General features: G+C 70.3%; 23 protein-coding genes and 1 tRNA gene. 17 read left to right on the forward strand and 7 right to left on the reverse strand.

Annotated features, from left to right (window positions below):
* Positions 1-255 precede the first annotated feature (255 nt).
* The 9 genes from der to H9X80_RS01105 are packed head-to-tail and all read left to right on the forward strand — an operon-like array spanning position 256 to position 9,939.
* The gene (gene der / locus H9X80_RS01065) at positions 256-1,587 is read left to right on the forward strand and encodes a ribosome biogenesis GTPase Der (protein WP_204792494.1); all 1,332 of its coding nucleotides are present in this window, start codon (positions 256-258) and stop codon (positions 1,585-1,587) included.
* A complete protein-coding gene (locus tag H9X80_RS01070) occupies positions 1,587-2,303 on the forward strand; it encodes a glycerol-3-phosphate acyltransferase (protein ID WP_204792495.1) in 717 nt (238 codons plus the stop codon). The genes der and H9X80_RS01070 overlap by 1 nt, the downstream gene beginning before the upstream one ends.
* Positions 2,300-3,340, forward strand: coding sequence for an NAD(P)H-dependent glycerol-3-phosphate dehydrogenase (locus tag H9X80_RS01075; RefSeq protein ID WP_342590840.1), 1,041 nt, complete (start codon positions 2,300-2,302; stop codon positions 3,338-3,340). Before H9X80_RS01070 ends, H9X80_RS01075 begins: the two co-directional genes overlap by 4 nt.
* A complete protein-coding gene (rpe, locus tag H9X80_RS01080) occupies positions 3,340-4,017 on the forward strand; it encodes a ribulose-phosphate 3-epimerase (protein WP_204792496.1) in 678 nt (225 codons plus the stop codon). Before H9X80_RS01075 ends, rpe begins: the two co-directional genes overlap by 1 nt.
* 2 nt (positions 4,018-4,019) lie before the next feature.
* Positions 4,020-5,210, forward strand: a complete 1,191-nt coding sequence (locus H9X80_RS01085) for an aminotransferase class V-fold PLP-dependent enzyme (protein WP_204792497.1) — start codon at positions 4,020-4,022, stop codon at positions 5,208-5,210.
* A 13-nt stretch (positions 5,211-5,223) separates the two neighbouring features.
* A complete protein-coding gene (locus H9X80_RS01090) occupies positions 5,224-5,946 on the forward strand; it encodes a zinc ribbon domain-containing protein (protein WP_204792498.1) in 723 nt (240 codons plus the stop codon).
* Entirely contained in the window at positions 5,943-7,283 is a 1,341-nt protein-coding gene (gene coaBC / locus H9X80_RS01095; RefSeq protein WP_204792499.1) for a bifunctional phosphopantothenoylcysteine decarboxylase/phosphopantothenate--cysteine ligase CoaBC, read from the forward strand. Before H9X80_RS01090 ends, coaBC begins: the two co-directional genes overlap by 4 nt.
* Positions 7,280-8,134 carry a deoxyribonuclease IV gene (locus H9X80_RS01100; protein ID WP_204792500.1) on the forward strand — a complete coding sequence of 285 codons (855 nt, stop codon included), beginning with the start codon at positions 7,280-7,282 and terminating at the stop codon, positions 8,132-8,134. The genes coaBC and H9X80_RS01100 overlap by 4 nt, the downstream gene beginning before the upstream one ends.
* Positions 8,134-9,939, forward strand: a complete 1,806-nt coding sequence (locus H9X80_RS01105; protein ID WP_204792501.1) for an ABC-F family ATP-binding cassette domain-containing protein — start codon at positions 8,134-8,136, stop codon at positions 9,937-9,939. The genes H9X80_RS01100 and H9X80_RS01105 overlap by 1 nt, the downstream gene beginning before the upstream one ends.
* A gap of 20 nt (positions 9,940-9,959) precedes the next feature.
* Here H9X80_RS01105 and bilS read toward each other — a convergent pair whose 3' ends face one another.
* Both bilS and H9X80_RS01115 read right to left on the reverse strand, forming a co-directional pair.
* Positions 9,960-10,442: a flavodoxin family protein BilS gene (gene bilS, locus H9X80_RS01110; RefSeq protein WP_204792502.1), complete on the reverse strand. Its 483-nt coding sequence runs from the start codon at positions 10,440-10,442 to the stop codon at positions 9,960-9,962.
* Position 10,443: 1 nt separating this feature from the next.
* Positions 10,444-10,761, reverse strand: coding sequence for an MGMT family protein (locus H9X80_RS01115; protein WP_204792503.1), 318 nt, complete (start codon positions 10,759-10,761; stop codon positions 10,444-10,446).
* 66 nt (positions 10,762-10,827) lie between these two features.
* On the opposite strand from H9X80_RS01115, the gene H9X80_RS01120 reads away from it, so the two are divergent.
* Positions 10,828-11,385: a cysteine hydrolase family protein gene (locus H9X80_RS01120; RefSeq protein ID WP_204792504.1), complete on the forward strand. Its 558-nt coding sequence runs from the start codon at positions 10,828-10,830 to the stop codon at positions 11,383-11,385.
* Here H9X80_RS01120 and H9X80_RS01125 read toward each other — a convergent pair.
* The 5 genes from H9X80_RS01125 to H9X80_RS01145 all read right to left on the reverse strand — a co-directional run bounded on the left by H9X80_RS01125 (position 11,382) and on the right by H9X80_RS01145 (position 14,738).
* The gene (locus H9X80_RS01125; RefSeq protein ID WP_204792505.1) at positions 11,382-12,257 is read right to left on the reverse strand and encodes a LysR family transcriptional regulator; all 876 of its coding nucleotides are present in this window, start codon (positions 12,255-12,257) and stop codon (positions 11,382-11,384) included. The two genes, H9X80_RS01120 and H9X80_RS01125, sit on opposite strands and share 4 nt — an antisense overlap.
* Before the next feature lie 136 nt (positions 12,258-12,393).
* Positions 12,394-12,470 (reverse strand) — tRNA-Pro (locus H9X80_RS01130).
* A 118-nt stretch (positions 12,471-12,588) separates the two neighbouring features.
* On the reverse strand, positions 12,589-13,476 hold the full coding sequence (locus tag H9X80_RS01135) for a DUF3737 family protein (protein WP_204792506.1): 888 nt from the start codon (positions 13,474-13,476) through the stop codon (positions 12,589-12,591).
* 13 nt (positions 13,477-13,489) lie between these two features.
* The gene (locus H9X80_RS01140; protein ID WP_204792507.1) at positions 13,490-14,473 is read right to left on the reverse strand and encodes an alpha/beta hydrolase; all 984 of its coding nucleotides are present in this window, start codon (positions 14,471-14,473) and stop codon (positions 13,490-13,492) included.
* A 43-nt stretch (positions 14,474-14,516) separates the two neighbouring features.
* Positions 14,517-14,738: a hypothetical protein gene (locus tag H9X80_RS01145; RefSeq protein WP_204792508.1), complete on the reverse strand. Its 222-nt coding sequence runs from the start codon at positions 14,736-14,738 to the stop codon at positions 14,517-14,519.
* Between the two features lie 248 nt (positions 14,739-14,986).
* On the opposite strand from H9X80_RS01145, the gene H9X80_RS01150 reads away from it, so the two are divergent.
* The 7 genes from H9X80_RS01150 to H9X80_RS01180 all read left to right on the forward strand — a co-directional run.
* Complete coding sequence (locus H9X80_RS01150; RefSeq protein WP_204792509.1) at positions 14,987-16,006, forward strand: acyl-CoA dehydratase activase-related protein; 1,020 nt, start codon at positions 14,987-14,989, stop codon at positions 16,004-16,006.
* The gene (locus H9X80_RS01155) at positions 15,999-17,186 is read left to right on the forward strand and encodes a hypothetical protein (RefSeq protein WP_204792510.1); all 1,188 of its coding nucleotides are present in this window, start codon (positions 15,999-16,001) and stop codon (positions 17,184-17,186) included. Before H9X80_RS01150 ends, H9X80_RS01155 begins: the two co-directional genes overlap by 8 nt.
* The gene (locus tag H9X80_RS01160) at positions 17,183-18,166 is read left to right on the forward strand and encodes an acyl-CoA dehydratase activase (RefSeq protein WP_204792511.1); all 984 of its coding nucleotides are present in this window, start codon (positions 17,183-17,185) and stop codon (positions 18,164-18,166) included. Before H9X80_RS01155 ends, H9X80_RS01160 begins: the two co-directional genes overlap by 4 nt.
* Before the next feature lie 153 nt (positions 18,167-18,319).
* A complete protein-coding gene (gene serC / locus H9X80_RS01165; RefSeq protein ID WP_204792512.1) occupies positions 18,320-19,405 on the forward strand; it encodes a 3-phosphoserine/phosphohydroxythreonine transaminase in 1,086 nt (361 codons plus the stop codon).
* A 10-nt stretch (positions 19,406-19,415) separates the two neighbouring features.
* Entirely contained in the window at positions 19,416-20,591 is a 1,176-nt protein-coding gene (locus H9X80_RS01170; RefSeq protein WP_204792513.1) for a 3-phosphoglycerate dehydrogenase family protein, read from the forward strand.
* Positions 20,592-20,765: 174 nt separating this feature from the next.
* On the forward strand, positions 20,766-21,506 hold the full coding sequence (locus H9X80_RS01175; RefSeq protein ID WP_342590841.1) for a CDP-alcohol phosphatidyltransferase family protein: 741 nt from the start codon (positions 20,766-20,768) through the stop codon (positions 21,504-21,506).
* Positions 21,503-22,315 (forward strand): aminomethyl transferase family protein (locus H9X80_RS01180; protein ID WP_204792515.1); only part of this gene is annotated, 813 nt, incomplete at its 3' end. The genes H9X80_RS01175 and H9X80_RS01180, both read left to right, overlap by 4 nt.

Here is a 22,315-nt window from a genome sequence, read left to right on the forward strand (position 1 = left end):
AGCGGCAACGCATTACCGGATATGCGGCCAAAAAGCGCCTCATTACCGGATATGCAGCCAAAAAACAGCCGCCGAGAAGGTCCGGTCCCGCCCCCGAGCCCGCCGGGAGAGCTGGGCCCACGCCCCGCCGCCCGCCTCTCCCGGGTCCACGCACCTGGCCAATCTGGGGATTTCTCGCACTCGCCGCCCAAAACCGACCGTTCGGCGCCGCCCCATGCTATCCTCTTAGCACCAATGGAATAGCAAGGAGACAAGATGCCCAAGCCTGTAGTCGCCGTGGTCGGCCGCCCCAACGTCGGCAAGTCCACGCTCGTGAACCGCATTGCGGTCTCACGCGACGCCATCGTCCACGAGTCGCGCGGCGTGACGCGCGACCGCTCCTACCACGACGCCGACTGGAACGGCCGTGACTTCACCCTGGTCGACACCGGCGGCATCGAGTCCGTCAAGTCCAAGGACGTCTTCGCACCGCGTATCCGCGAGCAGGCGCTCATGGCATGCGAGGAGGCCGACGTCATCGTCTTCGTGGTGGACGGATCCACCGGCGTCACCGACGAGGACGAGGAGGTCGCGCGCATCCTGCGCCGCTCCGACAAGCCCGTCTTCCTCTGCGTCAACAAGAAGGACAACCCCGACACCGAGCAGGAGGGCCTCTGGGACTTCTACTCCCTCGGCGTCGGCGAGCCACGCCCGATCTCGGCCGGCCACGGCCACGGCACCGGCGACCTGCTCGACGACATCGTCGCCGCCTTCCCCGAGCCGACCGAGGACGAGGACGCCGAGGACGTCCTCTCCCTTGCCATCGTCGGTCGCCCCAACGTGGGCAAGTCGAGCCTCGCCAACCGCCTCGCCAACAAGAAGCGCTCGATCGTCTCCGACGTCGCCGGCACCACGCGCGACGCCATCGACACCATGATCGAGTGGAAGGGCATCCCGATCAGGCTCGTGGACACCGCAGGCATGCGCAAGAAGACACAGGTCCACGAGGACGTCGAGTACTACAGCCTCGTGCGCGGCCTCATGGCCATCGACCGTGCCGACGTCTGCCTGCTCGTGGTCGACTGCAGCGTGGGCGTGACCGAGCAGGACCAGAAGGTCGCCGGCATGGCCATCGACCGCGGCTGCGCCCTCGTGCTCGTGCTCAACAAGTGGGACCTCGTCGAGACCGACCAGCAGCGCGACGAGATCGTGGCCTCGATCAACAAGCGTCTCGCGTTCGCCCCGTGGATCCCCTCGGTCAACGTCTCGGCCCTCACCGGGCGCGCCACCGACAAGGTCCTCGGCCTGGCCGTGGCCGCCGCCGAGGCCCGTGCCACCCAGCTCAAGACCTCCCAGCTCAACGACCTTCTCGCCGAGGTGCGCGAGAGCGGCTTCACCAAGAGCGAGAAGGGCCGTCGCCTCAAGATCAACTACGCCACCCAGACCGGCTCAAAGCCGCCCGTAATCTCGTTCTGGTGCAACGCGCCCGACCTCGTGGACGACAACTTCGAGCGCTTCATGGAGAACCGCCTGCGCGCCCGCTTCGACCTCACCGGCACGCCGGTGCGCCTGAAGTTCCGCCGCAAGAACGAGGGGGGCGAGCGCTGATGGACGCTCTTGTGCTCTGGACGGCCGTCTTCACCATTGGCGCCTACCTCGTCTGCGGCATCCCGTTCGGCCTCATCATCGCTATTGCGATGGGGCACGTGGACGTGCGCACGGTGGGCTCGGGCAACATCGGCACCACCAACGTGGCGCGCGAGGTCGGCAAGGGTGCGGCCGCGGCCACGCTCCTGTGCGACGTGGGCAAGGGCCTCGTCTGGATGATCGTGGCCCGCTACGCCGTCGCCGCGCTCGCCCTCTCGGGCGACGTGGCCTCCCTCGACCACACCACCGTGCTCGGCACCGCGATGTCGGTGGTCTTCCTCGGCTGCATCTGCGGCCACGTCTTCTCGCCCTACCTGCACTTCCACGGCGGCAAGGGCATCGCGGTGGGCTTCGGCGCGGCCCTCGGGCTCTGCTGGCCCGTGGCGCTCGGCCTGCTCGCGGTGTTCGTCGTCTTTGTGGCGCCCACCCGCTACGTCTCCGCCGGCTCGCTCGCCGCGGCGGCCTCGCTGCCCCTGTGGTGCCTCTTCTTCGGCTTCCCGCTCGTCTCGGTGGCGCCGGTGACGCTGGCCGCCGTGATCGTCATCTGGTCGCACCGTGAGAACGTGCGCCGCCTCGTCCACCACGAGGAGCGGCCCTTCTCCTTCCACAAGGCCGGCGACCCCGTCGACGCCCGCGCCGCCGAGAAGAACGACGCTGCGGAAAGAGACGCCCGGTGAGCGCACGCGTGGGCGCCATCGCCGTCATAGGCTCCGGCTCCTGGGGCACCGCGATGGCGGGGCTTTTGGCCCCGCGTGCAGGCGAGGTTCGCCTGTGGTGCCGCGACCCCAGGCTTGCCGACGTCGTCAACGCGACCCGCTCGAACCCGCGCCACCTCACCGACTACGTGCTGCCGGAAAACGTCCGCGCCACCGCCGACGCCGCCGACGCGCTCGAGGGTACGCAGGTCGTGGTCCTGGCCGTACCCTCGGCCTACCTGCGCGGGGTCTGCTCCGACGTCGCCCCCAGCGTGCCGTGCGAGGTCCCGGTGCTCGTGCTCACCAAGGGCGTCGAGCTCGGCACGCACGCGCTCATGCTCGACGTGGCGGCCGAGGAGCTCGGCGGCCGCGAGCGGGTGGCGGTGCTCTCCGGGCCCAACCACGCCGAGGAGGTCTGCCTCGGCAAGCTCTCGGCGGCGGTGCTCGCCTCGGAGAGCGCCGAGGTGGCGCTCAGGCTCCAGGGGCTTCTCGTCAACCCGAGCTTCAGGGTCTACGTCTCCCAGGACGTGACCGGCGTGGAGGTGTGCGGCGCCGTCAAGAACGTCGTGGCCATCGCCTGCGGCGCCGCCGCGGGCCTCGGCGCGGGGGACAACACGCTCGCCGTCATCATGACGCGCGGCCTCGCCGAGATCGGCCGCGTCTCCGCGGCGCTCGGCGGCGACCCGCTCACGCCGATGGGGCTCGCCGGCATGGGCGACCTCGTGGCCACCTGCACCTCGCGCCACTCGCGCAACCGCACCTTCGGCGAGGCCCTCGCGGCCGGCGAGTCGCTCGAGTCCTTCGAGGCGCGCACGCGCTCGGTGGTCGAGGGCGCCCGGGCCGCGTCAAGCGTGCTGGCGCTCGCCCGCGCACACGACGTCGAGGTGCCCATCACCGGCGCCGTCCACGCGGTGCTCCACGAGGGGGCGCAGATCGGCGAGACCATCGAGGCCCTGCTCGACAGGCGCCCCAAGGACGAGTTCTACGGTATCACGACCCCAGAGAAGGAGAACGACTGATGCTCGAAGAGATCAGAATCGCGCCGTCGGTCCTCTCGGCCGACTTCGCCCGCCTCGGCGAGGAGCTCGCCGACGTCTCCACGGCAGACTACGTCCACTATGACGTCATGGACGGGCACTTCGTCCCCAACCTCTCCTTCGGTCTCGACATCCTCCGCACGGTCAAGGCGGCCACGGAGCTCCCGGTGGACGTCCACCTCATGATCACCAACCCCGACGAGATGGTCGAGAAGTACCTTGACGCCGGCGCCGACCTTGTCTCCTTCCACTACGAGGCCACCGCCCACGCCCACCGGCTCGTTTCGCTGATCAAGGAGCGCGGCGCCAAGGCCTCGATCGCGCTCAACCCCGCCACGCCGGTCCTGGCCCTCGAGCCGATCCTCGACGACCTCGACATGGTGCTCCTCATGACCGTGAACCCCGGCTTCGGCGGCCAGAAGTTCATCGACTCGTCCCTGCGCAAGCTGCGCCGCCTGCGCCGCATGTGCGACGAGCACGGCGTGAACCCGCTCATCGAGGTCGACGGCGGCATCTCCGCCAAGAACGTGGCCGAGGTCACCGCTGCCGGCGCCAACGTCATCGTGGCTGGCAGCGCCGTCTTCGGCGCCGACGACCGTACGGCCGCCATCGCCGACATCCGTCGCGCGGGCCAGGCCGGCGTCTCCAAGATGGCCTAGTCGTGGGCACCGAAAAGCGCATATACCTCGACTACGCCGCCTCCGCCCCGCGCCGCCCCGAGGCGCTCGAGGCCGAGCGCGCCTACGAGGCGAGCGACTACGCCGGGGCAAACCCCAACTCGCTCCACTCGCGCGGGCGCGCGGCGGCACGCGCCCTCGACGGCGCCCGCGCCACGCTCGCCCGCTGCCTCGGCGGCACCTGGCGCCCGTCCGACGTCACCTTCACCTCGGGCGGCACCGAGTCGAACAACCTCGCCGTCATCGGCCTTGCCGAGGGCGCCCGCGGGCGCTCCTCGCGCCGCCGCCGCGTCGTGCTCTCCGCGATCGAGCACGACTCGGTCCTCGACCTCGTGGGTCCGCTTCGCGAGCGCGGCTTCGAGGTGGAGCTCGCGCGGCCCGGGCGCGACGGCGTGGTACGGCCCGAGACCCTCGAGGGTCTGCTTGACGAGCGCTGCGCCCTCGTCTCCGTGATGGCCGCCAACAACGAGACGGGCGTCCTGCAGCCCACCGGGGCGCTCGCGCGCGCGGCCCACGCCTGCGGCGCGCTCTTCCACACCGACGCCGTCCAGGCCTTCGGCCACGTGCCACTGGACGTGGCCGACGCGGATGCCGTGAGCGTGGCCGCCCACAAGCTCGGCGGCCCGGTCGGCGTGGGCGCCCTTTTCGTGCGCGGGCGCGCCCCGCTGCGGCCGCTCTCCTTCGGGGGCGGCCAGGAGCTGGGAAGGCGCGCGGGCACCCAGGACGTGCGCGGCGCGCTCGCCTTCGCCGCCGTGGCCAAGGCCTGCTGCGGCGAGCTCGCCCCGACGCGCGCGCTCGTGGTCGGCCGGGCCCGCGGGCTCGTCGGGCGTCTCTGCGCGCCGGGCACCGGCATCGAGGAGAGCGTCCCGGCAGACGCCGACGTGGACCGCCTGCCCGGGATCGTGAGCCTGCTCGTGCCGGCCCTCGACTCCGAGACGCTCGTGCTCGCCCTCGACCAGGCCGGCTTTGAGGTCTCCGCTGCCTCGGCCTGCTCGTCCGGCTCGCTCGACGCGAGCCACGTCCTGCTTGCCATGGGGATCGGGCGCGACGAGGCGCTCGGCTCCCTGCGCGTCTCCTTCGACGAGCGCGTGGCGGAGGACGACCTTTCCGCCTTCGCGGACGCACTGATCACAATCGTCGCCGAGCGGGCCCCGCGCGGGCGCGCCCGGCGCTGACAGGGGAGAGACCATGACCGAAGCCAATGCCCTCATGCGCCTCCAGGAGCTCGACCTCGAGCTGCTGCGCTGCGCCTCGAGCCTCGCCGCCATGCCGCAGCGCAAGCGGCTCGACACCATCGACCGCGCCCGGAAGAAGGTGGCCAGCGAGCTCACCGGCATCGTCGGCCGGCGCAAGGACGCCGAGCTGGAGATCTCCGACACCGAGGCCGACCTCGCGCACTACCACGAGAAGGTCACCGAGGTGCGCGCCGCGGCCGACGAGGGCGACCACACCCACCGCGAGCTGCGTGACTTCGAGCAGCAGCTGACCTCGCTCGCCAAGCGGATCGAGAAGTGCGAGTACGCGCTCGGCCCCGCGCGCGAGCGCCTCGAGCGCCTCGAGCGCGCCGAGAAGAACGCGCGGCGGACCGAGGCCCAGCTCGACCAGGCGGCGCAGGACACCAAGGCCGCGCTCGACGAGGCCTCGAAGAGCCTGCGCGCCCGCATCGTGGAGCTCTCCGGCGAGCGCGACGCCGCCGCCTCCGAGCTCAGCGAGAAGCATCTCAAGGCCTACGAGGCGGCCCGCAAGCGCTTCAAGGGCCTCGCGGTCGAGCGGCTCAACGGCAACGTCCCCACGGTCTGCCGCGTGAAGCTCCAGCCGAGCCAGTTCCACGACCTCGCCCACGGCGAGGAGATCACCGAGTGCCCGTACTGCCACCGCATGCTCATCACCTCCGAGGAGGACGGCGAGTGAGCGCCGGGGCGCAGGAGGGGGAGGCCCGCGCACCGCACGTCCTTCTCGCCGTGTGCGGGGGCGTGGCCGCGTACAAGGCCTGCGAGGTGCTGCGTGGGCTCCAGAAGGCCGGGTGCGAGGTCCGTGTGACCATGACCGCCGACGCCGAGCGCTTCGTGGGCAAGGCGACCTTCGAGGCGCTCTCGGGCGCGCCCGTGGCAGACGACCTCTACGCCTACCCCGGCTCCGCAATCCCGCACGTGGAGCTCGCCCGATGGGCCGACGTGGCCCTCGTGGTACCGGCCACGGCCAACGTGATCGCCAAGATGGCCCACGGCATCGCCGACGACTGCCTCTCCACGACGCTTCTGGCGTGCTGGGGCTGCTGCCCCGTGCTCGTGGCGCCCGGCATGAACGTCCACATGTGGCAGAACCCCGCCACGCTCGCCAACGTGGCCACCCTGGGCGAGCGCTTCGTCGGCCTCATAGGCCCTGACAGCGGGCACCTGGCCTGCGGGGAGGACGACACCGGTAAGCTCGCGCCCGTCGACGAGATCGTGGCGGCGGCCGTCCTAGCGCTGCACCGAAACCCGCACGAGCGCCCGCTCGTGTGCGACCTCGCGGGGGTGCACCTCACGATCACCGCGGGCCCCACGCACGAGGCGATCGACCCGGTGCGCTACGTCGCCAACGCCTCCACGGGCAAGATGGGCTTCGCGCTCGCGCGGGCGGCGCGGCTGCGCGGCGCCCTCGTGACGCTCGTGGCGGGGCCGTGCGCGCTGCCCACCCCCTCGGGTGCGCTCCGGGCCGACGTGACCTCGGCCGCCGAGATGCACCGGGTGACGCTCGGGGCCTTCAAGGGCTCCGACGCCGTCATCTGCTGCGCCGCGGTAGCCGACTACACGCCCGCCGCCCCCGCCGACCACAAGCTCAAGAAGTCCCGCGAGCACCTGGACGCCATCCAGCTCGTTGAGACGGCCGACGTCCTGGCCGACCTCTGCGCGGACAAGGGCGACCGGGTGGTCGTGGGCTTTGCGGCCGAGACCGACGACCTCCTGGCCCACGCACGCGAGAAGCTCGTACGCAAGGGGGCCGACCTCATCGTGGCCAACGACGTGAGCCGGCCCGAGTCCACCTTTGGGGCGGACACCAACCGCGTGGCCCTCGTGGGCGCCGGCGGCGTGGAGCAGCTTGAGACGATGCCGCTGCCCGCCGTGGCCGACCGCGTGCTCGACGCCGTGCGCGACCTGCTCGTGGCGCGCGGGCGCCTGGACGCCGACGCCGGGACGGCCGCGTGGTGCCGCAGGGTCGAGGACCGCGCGGCCGAGCGCGCCGCGCGGGGAGGGGAGGCCTCATGAGCGAGCTCACCGTAGGCTGCCACCTCTCCACGTCGCGCGGCTACGCCGCGATGGCGGACGACGCCGTCTCCATCGGCGCCACGACCTTCGCCTTCTTCACCCGCAACCCGCGCGGCGGCAACGCGCGCGAGCTCGACGCCGACGACGTGGCCGCGTTTCTCGCCACCTGCGCGGGGCACGGCATGGGCCCTCTCGTGGCGCACGCGCCCTACACGATGAACCTCTGCTCGGCCAAGCCCGAGACCGTGGAGTTCGCGCGGCGGGCGATGCGCGAGGACCTGGGGCGCATGGAGGCGCTGCCGGGCAACTACTACAACTTCCACCCCGGCAGCCACGTGAAGCAGGGCACAGACGAGGGCATCCGCCTCATCTGCGAGGGCCTGAACGAGGTCCTCGAGCCCGGACAGAGAACCGTGGTGCTGCTGGAGACGATGGCCGGCAAGGGCACCGAGGTCGGGCGCTCCTTCGAGGAGCTCGCCCGCATCATCGACGGCGTCGCCCATGACGAGCTCCTCGGCGTGTGCCTGGACACCTGCCACGTTGCCGACGCTGGCTACGACATCGTCCACGACCTCGACGGCGTGCTCGACGAGTTCGACTGCGTGATCGGGCTGGACCGCCTGCGTGCCCTGCACCTCAACGACTCCAAGAACCCGCTCGGCTCCCACAAGGACCGCCACGAGAGGATCGGCCAGGGCACGCTCGGGCTTGCGACCTTCCAGGCCGTGGTCACGAGCCCGCGCCTGGCGGGCCTGCCGATGGTGCTCGAGACCCCGCAGGACGGGCTTTCCGGCTGGGCGGCTGAGATCGCGCTGCTGCGCCAGCTGGCTACGGGGGAGGAGGTCGCGTAATGGGCATCCTCATCGGCCTCGAGCACGTGAGCCACGAGTGGCCGGGCAAGCGCGTGCTGGACGACCAGACCATCGGCATCAACGAGGGCGAGCGCATCGGCATCGTCGGCCGGAACGGCGACGGCAAGTCGACGCTGCTCGAGATCGTCGGCCACGTGCTCGAGCCGGACGCGGGCGCGGTCACCTGGCGCCGCGGCATCTCGGTCGGCTACCTCGGACAGGCGGACGCGCTCTCCGACGACGACCCCCTGCGCCGCGCGATCTTCGGCGACGTGCCGGACTACACCTGGGCCTCCGACGCCCGCATCCGCGCGATCCTCGACGAGCTCGTGGGCGACCTCGACCTCGACGGGCGCGTAGGCGAGCTCTCCGGCGGCCAGCGGCGCCGCGTCGACCTGGCGCGCGTGCTCTGCAACCGCTGGGACGTCATCCTCATGGACGAGCCGACCAACCACCTCGACCTCGCCGCCATCGAGTGGCTGGCCGACCACCTGCGCCACCGCTGGCCGGAGGGCACGGGCGCGCTTCTCGTGGTCACGCACGACCGCTGGTTCCTGGACGAGGTCTGCGAGCACATGTGGGAGGTCCACGACCGGTGCATCGAGCCCTTCGAGGGTGGCTACTCGGCCTACATCCAGCAGCGCGTGGAGCGCGACCGCCAGGCCGCGGTCATGGAGGAGCGCCGCCAGAACACGCTGCGCAAGGAGCTCAACTGGCTCGCGCACGGGGCCAAGGCCCGCACGAGCAAGCCGAAGTTCCGCGTGGAGGCCGCCCGCGCGCTCATCGCCGACGACCCGCCGCTCAGAAACACCCTCGAGCTCAGGCGCCTCGCGGTGAGCCGCCTGGGCAAGCAGGTCATCGAGATGAAGGACGTGAGCTTCGCCTACCCGGATGGGCCGCGCGTGATCGACGACGTCTCCTGGATCATCGGCCCCGGCGACCGCTATGGCATCCTCGGCGCCAACGGCGCCGGCAAGTCCACGCTGCTCTCGCTCATGACCGGCCGGCTCCAGCCCACCGCGGGCACCGTGAAGATCGGCGCGTCGGTGCGCTTTGGCTTCATGAGCCAGCACCTCGACGCGCTCGGCGAGAAGGGCGGCTGGCGCGTGCTCGAGGTGCTCGGCCGCTACAAGCGGAGCTACCTCGTGGGCGGCAAGATGCAGAGCCCCACCCAGCTCATCGAGCGACTCGGCTTCGAGCAGCGCGAGCTGCAGAACTTCGTGCGCGACCTCTCCGGCGGCCAGCGCCGCCGCCTGGCGCTGCTCTGCGTGATCTTGGAGGAGCCCAACGTACTCGTGCTCGACGAGCCCGGCAACGACCTCGACACCGACATGCTCGCCGTGATGGAGGACCTGCTCGACAGCTGGCCCGGGACGCTGCTGGTGGTCTCCCACGACCGCTACCTCATGGAGCGCGTGACCGACGACCAGTTCGCCCTCATCGACGGCCACGTCCGCCACGTGCCGGGCGGTGTCGACGAGTACCTACGGCTTCTCGGCGAGAAGGACGCGGCGCCTGCGGGCGAGCCGCAGGCAGAGGGTTCTTCTCGCCCTGCCGGGACGGGGGCAGGAGGGCTCACCAACCAGGAGCGCCGCGAGCTCAAGAAGCGCTTCGACGCGGTGAGCCGCAAGCTCGAGAAGACGGCGGGCGAGCCGGAGCGTCTGCGCGCCGCGATGGCCGAGGTGGACGCGAGCGACTACGCCGCCCTCATGGCCGCTCAGGCCGAGCTCGACGCGTGCCTTGCCGCGCGCGAGGCCCTCGAGGACGAGTGGCTTGAGCTCTCCGAGCGGCTGGGAATCGAGTAGGGGAGCCGCCCTGCGCGCGGCTACGCCATCACGCCCGCCGCGCGCAGGGCGGCCTCGAAGGCGTCGAGGTCAGCGGTGTCGGGGTGCCCCACGGCGCGGTCGAAGTTCTCGATCATGGGCTGGAAGCGCGCGGGGTCCCTCTCCGCCATCTGGACGTAGCGCTCGCGCACCGCGGGCGGCATCTGGCCCTGGCACATGAAGCGGCCGACGACCTCGGTGCCCGCGGGAAGGGCCGCCTCGTAGCGGTCGAGGACGCGGTCGTAGTAGTCCGGGCTCCCGCCGAAGCCGCAGGTCCCGAACAGGAAGACCCGCCTGCCCGCGAGCTCCGGCAGCCGCGGGGCAAGCTCCTCGGCCAGACCGCCCTTGTCACACCACGAGCCCACGAGCACCACATCCGCGCTCGCCACGTCATCGACCAGGCCACCCGCAAGGACCTCCCGCGCCCGCCCCGCGAGCCGCTCGGTGTTTCCCGTCCTCGAGGCGCACAGCACCGCTACCCTCATCTCATACCTCCCAGCCATAGCGCTCCAGGTCAACGCGGCCGTCGGGGAGAAACCCCACGCCCTCGGCCTCCAGCATGCGGCGCTGCTCGCCGGGCCCACCGAACGCAAAGCCCGGCGCGAGCCGCCCGTCGGCAAAGACCACCCGGTGGCACGGCACGCCGCCGGCCATCCCCGGGCTCGCGTGCATGGCAAATCCGACGAAGCGCGCCTTGCGGGGCTCGCCCAGCATGCGGGCCACCTGGCCGTAGCTCGCGACGCGCCCCGCGGGAATCTGGCGCACCACGTCGTAGACGCGCTCGAAGAAGCCTTGGTCGGCCATGTGCCCTCCCGTCCGAAAAACCGCTATCCTCAGGCTACCCGTTCACGAGGGCGAAGGAGGCCTCCCATGGAAATCAACAGGAACGAGACAGCCCTGCTCGTCATCGACGCCATCGAGGCCGTGGGCGACGACGCGCTCTACGACCCCGACGCCGCCACGGCCGCCTACCGCGCTGCCGTGGCCCGCACCGTGGACGCCTGCCACGCTGCCGGCGTGCCGGTGATCTTCTGCAACGACGCGCACGTCCGCGGGCTCGACCGCGAGCTCGAGCTCTGGGGCGAGCACGGGATCGCCGGCGAGACCCGCGTCTACCCGGAGGTGGAGGTCCGCCCCGGCGACCTCACGATCCCCAAGCGCCGCTACTCGGGCTTCTTCCAGACCGACCTCGACCTCACCCTGCGCGAGCTCGGCGTCACCACCGTCATTGCGGTGGGCTGCGACACCAACATCTGCGTCCTGCACACGCTGGCCGACGCCTGCTTCCTGGGCTACGGCTCCGTCGTGGTCACCGACGCCACGATGACCTTCCTCTGCGGCACGCAGGAGGGCGCCCTCGAGCACTGCGAGAAGTGCTACGGGTCTGCGCTCGTCACCTCCGAGGAGCTCGCCGCGGCGCTCGCCTAGGCGCCCCAGCGGCGGCGGACCTCGGCCAGGAACGCCTCGGCGGCCGGCGAGAAGCTCTGGTAGCGCTTCCAGGCTATGAAGATGTCAGCCGTCACCTCGGGGTCGAGCGGGCGGAAGGCGAGCCCCGAGCCCTCCGAGGTGTCGACGATGCCCTCGAGGCTCACCACGCAGCCCACGCCGCGGCGGGCGAGCAGGGCCGCGTTGTAGAGCAGGTTGTAGGTCGCCACCACATCGAGCTCGGCGAGGTCGCGCCGGAACCACGTGCCCATCTCGCGGCCCGCCTGCTCTGAGAGTATGAGGGGGCGGCCCTCGAGGTCCTCCGGCGTCACCGACCCGAGCGCCGCCAGCGGGTCGTCCTCGCGCACGAAGGCGCCCCAGCGGTCGCGTGCGGGTAGCCGGAGGGACTCGTAGCGGCTCAGGTCCGCGTGCCCCACGAAGACGCCGAAGTCGACGCGGCCCGTCTCGAGCCGCTCGGAGACCGCCTCCGCGTTGCCGCTGAACAGCGAGAAGCGCACGAGCGGGTAGCGGTCCTTGAGCTCGGCGACCACGTCGGCCACGAGCCCCATCGCCGGCGTCTCGCCACCGCCGACGCGCACCTCGCCGGCGAGCGTGTCGGCCGAGACGCGAAACTCCTCCTCGGTGCGTCCCACGAGGTCCACGATCTCCTCGGCGCGGGCGCGCAGGCGCATGCCGGGCTCGGTGAGCGTGACGTGGCGGCTCCCGCGCTCGAAGAGCGTGCACCCAAGCGCGCGCTCGAGCTCCTGCATCTGGCGCGAGAGCGCTGGCTGCGAGACGTGCAGCACCGAGGCCGCGCCGGATATGGTCCCCTCGCGGGCCACCATGAGGAAGTACTGCAGCTGTCTGAGCTCCATGCCGCGGCTCCCATTCCCTAGGCGAATATCGCCTTTGATTGTAGGCCCACCGTGCATGATTCTTCTCGCGCGCCCTGTGATACGGGTGCCCTAGATACGAAAAAGGCCAGGGCTTCTGCCCTGGCCTCGAATGCGCTGGTCGGGTGGACTGGATTCGAACCAGCGACCCCTTGACCCCCAGTCAAGTGCGCTACCAAACTGCGCCACCACCCGTCGTGCGAGAAAGTACTTTATCACCCTGAGGCCGCCGTGGCAAGCGTGAATTCTGAGGCGCTACGACTCCAGCGAGAGCGTCAGCGCGACGTCCCCGGGCGTATCGAGGACGACCTGCCTACGCGCACGCACGCCGGTCGCCCCCGTCAGCCTCAAGGTCCTTCTCTCCGACGATCCGGACCACGCCGTCGGCACCCTCGATGTCACGGATGACCTCGCCGACCGCAGGCGCCGTGACGAGGCTTCCCGCCAGCGGGTTCTTCACGCTCACGACGGGCGTGGTGATAGTGGCCTCGACCACGGAGCGCTCGAAGGCGAGGTCGCAGTCGACCATCTCGCAGTCGATGAGGCGCAGGCCGCGACAGTAGCACAGCGGCTGGGTGCCCACGATCGTGCAGTGCTCGAAGGTCACGTTCTCGCTGTACCAGCCCAGGTACTCGCCCTTGACGAGCGAGTCACGCACCACGACGTTGCGCGCGTGCCAGAAGGCGTCCTTGGTGTCGAGCTCGCAGTGCTCCAGGACGGCGTCCTCGACGTACTGGAACGAGTACTTGCCCTGGAAGCGCACGTTGTCAAAGCGCAGGTGGGAGGAGCGCATCATGAAGTACTCGCTCTGCGCGGTGCAGTCGACCATCTCGCAGCCGCGCGTGGACCAGCCGAACTCCGGGGAGACGATGTCGCAGCGCGTGAGGCGGGCGTCGGCGCACTCGCGCAGGGCCTTGATGCCGTGGAGCGCCGTGTCGGAGATCTCGATGTGGTCGGAGTACCAGAGCGCCGCGCGGCAGAGCTCGGTCAGCTCGGAGCCCGAGACCCTGAGGCCGTGGTCGTGCCAGAAGGGGTAGCGCAGGTTCATGAAGGCGTGCTCGACGGTGACGTCGGAGCACTCCTTGAAGGCGCTCTCCCCGTCGGCCGGGCCGTCAAAGCGGCAGTTGCGGACGAGGACGTCGCGCACGCCGTAGAGGGCGCGCTCCTCGTCGAAGGTCTGGTTCTCGATGATGGTGGGCATGGCCCGTTCCTTTCTAGCTGAGGTAGGTCCTGAGGAAGGACTCGATCTTGTCCCAGGGGATGGCTCCCTTGCCGCCCCCGTCGTAGAGGTCAGTGTGGACGGCGCCGGGCACCACCTCAAAGACCTTGTTGTCGCCCCTGAGGCGCGCGAAGGCGTCCCGGCCCATGTAGAACGAGTGGGCCTTGTCCCCGTGGAGCACCATGACGGCGTTTTCGATCTCGTCCGCGTAGACGAGGATGGGCTGGTTGAGGAAGCTCATGGTCCCCGTCACGTTCCAGCCCTCGTTGCTGTTGAGCGAGCGGGGGTGGTAGCCGCGCGGCGTCTTGTAGTAGTCATAGTAGTCCTTGACGAAGAAGGGCGCGTCCTCGGGAAGCGGGTCCACCACGCCGCCCGCGCGCTCGTAGGTGCCCGCGGCGTAGTCGGCCGTGCGCTGGGCCGCGTAGGCGCGGCGCTGCTCCTGGCGCTTCTCGGGGCAGTCGTCGGCGTCGAAGTAGCCGCGCGCCGCGATCCGGCTCATATCGTACATCGTCGAGGCGACGGTGGCCTTGACGCGCGGGTCGAGCGCGGCGGCGTTGAGCGCAAGGCCACCCCACCCGCAGATGCCGATGATGCCGATGCGCTCAGGGTCGACGTCGTCGCGGCAGCTCAGGTAGTCGACGGCCGCCATAAAGTCCTCGGTGTTGATGTCCGGGCTCGCCACGTAGCGCGGCTCGCCGCCCGACTCCCCGCAGAAGGAGGGGTCGAAGGCGATGGCGAGAAACCCGCGCTCCGCCATGGTCTGGGCGCAGAGGCCCGCGCACTGCTCCTTGACGGCGCCAAATGGCCCGCAGACCGCAAGCGCCGCGTAGGGGCCCTCGGCGTCAGCGGGCTGGTAGAGGTCGGCTGCCAGCGTGATGCCGTAGCGGTTGTGGAAGGTGACCTTGGCGTGGCGGACCCGCTCCGAGGCCGGGAAGGTCTTGTCCCACTCGGTGGTAAGCGTGAGCTGGGCGTCGTTCATGACGCACTCCTCTCTCTGACGGTTCTCTGACAGGGGCGTGCCCCTACATCTCGGTCGACACGCGGTGCAGCAGGTGGTCTATGGAGTCGATGCCGCGCTGCGTGGCGCGCATCTCCTCCACGAGCCGCTGGCGCTCGTCAAGCAGGACGCGCTTGGTCTCCCGAACCCGTCCCTCCTCGCACGAGCACCGCGCCCGCTCGGCGCGCTCGGCATCGCAGGCGCACTCGCTGAGGCACCGCTCTATGTCCTGGTTGAGCTCTCCCATTGCGCCTCCCTTCGTCTGAGACCATCCTAGGCGCGGCCGTCTCTCATGTATAAGACCTATGTTGCATGTATTAGTATGCGTAATATGCATGCTTTGCAGGACAAGGGGCACCTCTGTCGGCCGTCCGTCAGGCATGGGCGAGGCGACGCGCAGAGGCCCCACGAAATCGAGGTACTTCTCGCCGGCGGGGACGCGGGCAGGGGCTATTATGGTGAGGTTTTTCTAACACGATTCAAAAAGGAGGCCGGATGCCCTCTGACAGGAAGCTCGCAGCCCTCCCGACGCAGGCCGCGCCCCTCGCGGACGCGCACGTCATCGGGCTGCCGCGCGCCCTCATGTACTACCGGCTCGGCACCAAGTGGCGCGCCTTCTTCGAGGCGCTCGGGCGCGAGGTCCGGGTGAGCAAGCCCTCCGACCGCGCGGTCTTCGAGCGCGGGGAGGCGCTCTCGGTGGACGAGTGCTGCCTCGCCTCGAAGCTCTACCTCGGCCACGTCGACGAGCTCGCCGACCGCGTGGACGCCGTCTTCTGCCCGAGCCTCGCGCGCCCGAGCGCCTTCCGCACCTACTGCACCAAGTTCCAGGCCCTGCCCGACCTCGTGAGCAACGCCTTCGCCCTGGCCGAGCGCCCGGTGACGGTACTCTCCGAGCTTCTCTGGGAGGACGGCGCCGAGAAGGACGAGCGCGAGTCCTACGTCCGCCTGGCGGCGCGGCTCGGGGCCTCCCGCAAGGAGGGCGTGGCCGCCTGGAAGCAGGCCCGCCGCGCGCAGGCCGACCACGACGACAAGCTCGCCCGCGCCCAGGCCGACCTCGTCCGCTCCGCGGCGCGCCTGCCCGAGGGCGAGCGGGCGATCCAGATCCTCGTGGCGGCCCATCCCTACGTGGCGCACGACCCCTACGTGGGCGGCGTGGTGACCGACGCCCTGCGCGCGAACGGCGCCACCGTGCTCTTTGCGGACGAGTACGACCACGAGCGCGCCTACAGGCGCTCGCAGGACTTCTCCGCGTCGCTGCCGTGGGTCGTCAACCGCGAGCTCGTGGGCGCGATCCTCGCCCTCCACGAGGAGGTGGACGGCATCGTGCTCATCAGCGCCTTCCCGTGCGGCCCGGACTCCATGACCGACGACGCCATCTCGCGCTGCGTCAAGGGCCGCCCGCTGCTCACGCTCACCGTGGACGCCCAGAGCGGCACGGCCGGCGTGGAGACGCGCGTGGAGAGCTTCGTGGACATCCTGTCCTACCAGCGCAAGGGAGGCTACCTCAATGGGTGAGATTCGCGAGGTCAGGCAGTCGGACGCCCCGCGCGCCCGCGTCACGGTGAGCGAGGGCCCGGCGCGCCCGACGCTTCTGCCCCGAAAGCGCGCCAGGCGCGACCGCCACTCCCGCAAGAAGGTGGCGTTCTTCCACTACTCCTACTACGACGTGGCGTTCCAGTTCTTCGTCGAGCACGTGCTCGACGCCGACTACGTGCGCCTGCCGCGCCCCACGCGCCGCACGCTCGAGATCGGCTCCGAGCACAGCACCGACTACGTCTGCGCGCCGTTCAAGCACATCCTCGGCGGCTACGTGGAGGCCCTCGAGGCCGGGGCCAACGTCCTGGTGCAGTTCACCGGCTTCTGCCGACTCACCTACTACGGCGAGCTCCAGGAGATGACCCTGCGCGACATGGGCTACGACGACTTCGAGATGCTCAACTTCTCCGCCGTGGCCGGCCGCCCCTTCAAGGACTACGTGAGCTTCTGCAAGAAGGTCGTGAACCCCAACCTCTCCGTCCCGAAGGGCGTGGCCAACATGGTGGCGCTCCTGCGGATGGTCGAGCTGCTGGACGCCTACAACGACGCCTACCTCGCCAACGCGGGCTTCGAGGTTGAGGCCGGCTCCTTCGAGCGCGCCCGGGAGGCCTTCTTCGACGACATGCGCTGCGCCACCGGCCTCACCGACGTCAACCAGGCCTACCGCCGCGGCATGGAGGCGCTGCGTGCGCTGCCCACGAACAAGCCGGCCCACCCCGTGCGCGTGGGGCTCACCGGCGAGTTCTACACGGCCGTGGACCCCGTGAGCAACCTCGAGCTCGAGAAGAAGCTCCTGGCCATGCACGTGGAGCTCCACCGCGCCGTCAACCTGACCAACCGCATCCTCCACTACAGCGAGGAGAACACGCGGCGCAGCATCGCCGACTACGTGAGCTACGAGATGGGTCCCACCTCGAGCCTCACCATCGCCTCGGCCAAGCGCTACATGGAGGAGGGCTTCGACGGCGTGGTGCACTCCAAGTCCTCCGGCTGCACCCCCGAGATTGACTGCATGCCCGTGCTCCAGCGCCTGAGCCGCGACTACCACGTGCCGACGCTCTTCCTGAGCTTCGACTCGCAGACCTCCGACACCGGCCTCGACACCCGCCTCGAGGCCTTCTACGACATGATCTCCATGAGGAAGGGGAAGACCCTATGAGCGCAGGCAGCACCAGGAGCAGGGCGTATCTCGGCGTCGACACCGGATCGATCTCCACGAAGGGCGTGGTCATAGACGGGGACGGCCAGATCCTCGCGCGCTCCTACCTCTGGACCGAGGGCGCGCCCACCGACGCCGCCCGCCGCGTGGTGGACGAGCTCGCCGGCCAGGTGGACCGCGACCGCTACGAGGTGGTCTCGGTGGGCACCACCGGCTCGGCCCGCCGGCTCGTGGGCGCGATGCTCGGCGCCCAGGTGATCAAGAACGAGATCACGGCCCACGCCGTGGGCACCACGTTCCTCCACCCCGACGTCCGCACGATCCTCGAGATCGGCGGGCAGGACTCCAAGATCATCCTCATCGAGAGCGGCGTGGCGGTAGACTACGCAATGAACACGCTCTGCGCGGCCGGCACGGGGTCGTTCCTCTCCAGCCAGGCCCACCGCCTCGGCGTGGAGGTCGAGCAGTTCGGCGACATCGCCGCCACCTCCAAGCACCCCGCCAACATCGCCGCGCGCTGCACGGTCTTCGCGGAGAGCGACCTCGTGCACAAGCTCCAGGTGGGCTACGAGAAGAATGACGTCATCGCCGGGCTCTGCCGCGCGGTGGCCACCAACTACCTCAACAACGTCGGCAAGGGCAAGAAGATCCAGGCGCCGGTGGTCTTCCAGGGCGGCGTCTCCAAGAACTCCGGCGTGGTGCGCGCCTTTGAGGACGAGCTCGGCATGGAGGTGCTCGTGGACCCGGACGGCCACCTCATGGGCGCCTTCGGCGCGGCGCTGCTCGCCGCCGACGTGCCCGCCTCCGAGCGCCGGCCCTTCGCCTGGGACGTCGACGACTTCGAGTTCCGCACGCGCGAGGTGGTCTGCGGGCGCTGCGCCAACCACTGTGAGGTGGTCTGCGTCTACAGGGACGACGAGCTCATCGACTCCTGGGGCAACCGCTGCGAGCGCGGCGCGGTGCGCCCCCGCGCGCACTAGGGGCGCCGGGAAGCGCCTTTCGCACCTGGGGCGCCCGCGGGCCGAGCGGCCTTGCGGGCGCCCACATGTGTCGCCTGCGTTTCAGGTACGCCACCAGGGCAAGACACAGGCTATCATGTGCTCCACTGCATCCAACTAAAGCAGGAGGGCGACATGGCACGCGTCTACAACTTCTCCGCCGGCCCCGCCGTGCTTCCCGAGGAGGTCCTCAGGAAGTGCGCGGACGAGATGCTCGACTATGCCGGGTGCGGCATGAGCGTCATGGAGATGAGCCACCGATCGTCCGAGTTCAAGCAGATCATCGAGGACGCCGAGGCGCGCCTGCGCTCCCTCATGGGCATCCCGGACACCTACAAGGTCATCTTCACCCAGGGCGGCGACTCGCTGCTGTTTGCCACGGTCTTCATGAACCTCGCCGTGAGTGGCAAGGCCGACTACGTCATCACCGGCAACTGGTCCAAGAAGGCCTTCCAGGAGGCGCAGATCCTCGGCGACGCACAGGCGGTGGCGAGCTCGGCGGACAGGAACTTCTCCTACATCCCGGACTGCTCCGACCTGCCGATCCGCGAGGACGCGAGCTACCTCTACATCTGCGAGAACAACACGATCTACGGCACCCGCTTCTGGGAGCTGCCTAACACCAAGGGCCACACCCTCGTCTCCGACCAGTCCTCGATGTTCCTCTCCGGGCCCGTCGACGTCTCCCGCTACGGCCTCATCCACGCCGGCGTGCAGAAGAACGTCGGGCCGGCGGGCGTGCAGATCGTAATCGTGCGCGAGGACCTCATCCCGGAGGACCTGCCGGGCGTGCCCACGATGCTGCGCCTCAGGACGCAGGCGGACGCGGGTTCCCTCTACAACACCCCCAACTGCTGGGGCATCTACGTCTGCGGGCTCGTCTTCGAGTGGATCGAGCGCATGGGGGGCCTCGCGGCGATGGGGGAGCGCAACGCCGCCAAGGCCAAGCTCCTCTACGACTTCCTCGACTCCTCCGAGCTCTTCTCGTCCACCGTGGACCCCAAGGACCGCTCGCACATGAACGTGCCCTTCGTGACCGGCGACAAGGACCTCGACGCCGAGTTCGTCTCCGAGGCGGCCGCGGCCGGCCTCGTCAACCTCAAGGGCCACCGCTCGGTGGGCGGCATGCGTGCCTCGATCTACAACGCGATGCCCCCTGAGGGCGTCGAGGCGCTCGTGAGCTTCATGAAGGACTTCGAGGCGCGCCACGCCGCGCGCTAGGGGAGGCGCGATGTATCGCATCCACTGCATGAACAACATCTCCACCGTTGGCACCGACCGGCTCGCCGAGGCGGGCTACGCCTTCACCGACGACGCGTCCGCCGCCGACGCCTGGCTCGTGCGCAGCGCCAACCTCCACGAGATCGAGCTGCCCGAGGGGCTTCTCGCCGTGGCGCGGGCCGGGGCCGGCGTCAACAACATCCCCGTCGAGAGGTGCGCCGAGCGCGGCATCGTGGTCTTCAACACGCCGGGTGCCAACGCCAACGCGGTCAAGGAGCTCGTCATCTGCGGCATGCTGCTCGCCTGCCGCGACGTCATCGGCGGCGCCGAGTGGGTCCACGCCAACAGCGACGACCCCGAGATCGCCAAGAAGGCCGAGAAGGCCAAGAAGCGCTTCGGCGGCTTCGAGCTCGCGGGGCGGCGCGTGGGCGTGATCGGCCTCGGCGCCATCGGCTCCGAGGTGGCCGACGCCCTCATCGCCCTGGGCGCCGAGGTCATGGGCTACGACCCCTACCTCTCCATCAACGCCGCTTGGGCCCTCGACCGCCGCATCGAGCACGTCACGGACCTGAACCAGCTGCTTTCCGCCTGCGACTTCGTGACGCTGCACGTCCCGGCCACCCCCGACACGAGGGGCATGATCTCCGCCGACGCCATCTCCCGCATGCGGCCCGGCGCGGTGCTGCTGAACTTCGCCCGCGACGTGCTCGTGGACGAGCAGGCGCTCGCCGAGGCCCTCGACGACGGCAAGGTGGCGCGCTACGTGACCGACTTTGCCAACCCCGCCTCGGCCAACATGAAGAACGCGATCGTGCTGCCGCACCTCGGCGCCTCCACCGGCGAGGCCGAGGACAACTGCGCCGTCATGGCCGTGGGGCAGCTTCGCGACTACCTGGAGAACGGCAACATCGCCAACTCCGTCAACTACGGCCGCGTCGACCTCGGCCCGCTCGTGCAGGGCGCACGCCTGGCGCTCTTCCACCAGAACGTCCAGGGCGTCATCGGGCGCGTCTCCCAGGTGGTGGCCGACTCCGGCCTCAACATCGAGAACATGAGCAACGTGAGCCGCGGCGCCGACGCCTACACCCTCATCGAGGTCACCGGCGAGGTGGGCGAGGACGTGCAGGCGAGCCTCGCGGAGCTTCCCGACGTGCGTCGCGTGCGCGTCATCTGCCCGGCCTCCTAGCGCCCGGCGAGAAGAACCTCGGCAAGAGGAACCTCTGGTCTGTCAGGCCGGCGCCGCCCACCGCTGGGCGGCGCCGGCCTTTCCGGGCGTTTGCGGAGGGTTTTTGGCCGCGTTTCGAATTGCGCTAGTATGGGTACCTTGGATGGCAGTCACACCCCGTCCGAAGGGCCAAACGTGTCAGAGAGAACCGAGCGCACCAAGACGCTCATCAAGAGCATCGCAGACGCCGACGCCGCCGAGCGCCAGGCCTCTGGCCGCTCCGACGTCCCGGTGGGGACCTCGGGCAACCCTTCCACCCAGATACTCACCGTCGCGAACGTCATCACGCTCTGCCGCCTCGCGCTCACGATTGTCTTCCTCGCGCTCTTTGCGAGCGGGCAGCACCGCACCCTGGCGCTCGTCTGTTACGTGGTCGCCGCGACGACCGACTTCCTCGACGGCCAGATCGCCCGCCGCACGCAGACCGTGAGCTGGCTCGGCAAGATCATGGACCCGATCATGGACCGCGTGCTGCTGTTCACCGGCGTGCTCGGCCTGCTCATCGTCGGCGAGCTGCCGGTGTGGGTCCCCGTCTTCGTCATTGGGCGCGACGTCTACCTCGCCTGCGGCGGCATGGTCCTGCAGCGCTACCGCTGCCGCCCCGTCGACGTGGCCTACGTCGGCAAGGCCGCCACGGCACTGCTCATGTTCGGCTTCTGCGACCTCCTGCTCGGCCTCCCGCAGATCGGCGGGCTTGGCCTGGTGGACGTGCCCTGGCTCCCCGGCCTCAACGCGGAGCCGAGCGCCCTCGGCATCCTCTTCGTCTACGCGGGGGTCGTCTGCTCGTTCGTAACGGCAGTCGTCTACACGCGCGAGGGCGTGCGCATCGTGCGCGGCGCCCACGGTCAGAGACGCGCGGCGGGTGACGCACGGTGAGCGCGCCGCACGAAGGGACGCTCCACGGCGAGCACGTCCTTCTCGGTGCGCGCTTCGCAGCCCACGAGGGGGCCGAGGCACTTCACGTCTCCTCCTACGAACGAGAGGTGCCCGTCGTCGAGGCGCTTGAGGGGGCCGTGCTCTCTGACCTTACGGGAAGCCCCTACCTGTTCGTGAGCGGGGAGGCCGCCGAGGCGTTCGGCGACGCCGCCCTTGCGGGCCGGCCGCTCTCGGTGGGCGACGTCGCCTTCGAGGCGGCGCTTGCCGGGGACGGCTCGCTCGTCTCGGTACCGCTCGCCCTGCGCACCGGGGACACCGAGCTCGTGCTCGTGGACCCCTCGAGGCGCGGGCCGGTGCTCGACGGCTGGGTGCGGCTGCTGGCAGGTGCGGAGCAGGACGGGAGCGGGGTCTTTGCGGGCGTGACGGTGGAGGACGCGAGCGAGATGCTCGTGCCGCTGCTTCTGGTCGGCGGCGAGGCCCGGCCCGTGCTCGCTGACTACGTGAGCACGCCTGCCGACCTGCCGGCGGCGGGCAGGGTCGCCTCGCTGCACCTCGACGCCATACCGGCCGTGGTGGCCCAACTGCCGCGCATGGGGTCCCTGCCGCCGGCGTTTCTCGTGCTCGTGCCGCCCGCCCGCGCACGGGCGCTCTGGCGAAGCCTCCTCTCGTTCACCACGGTCAGTCCCGTTGGGGCCGAAGCGCTCTGCGCGCTCGGCGAGCGCCTGCCCTGGGGGGGCCTCCTTTCGGGGGAGGGGCCCGTCCGCGCGCCGCGCGAGGAGCTTACGGGCTGGGGGCTCATGCGCGACGGG

Source organism: Olsenella profusa, from assembly GCF_016900315.1.
GTDB classification, from domain to species: domain Bacteria; phylum Actinomycetota; class Coriobacteriia; order Coriobacteriales; family Atopobiaceae; genus Thermophilibacter; species Thermophilibacter profusus_A.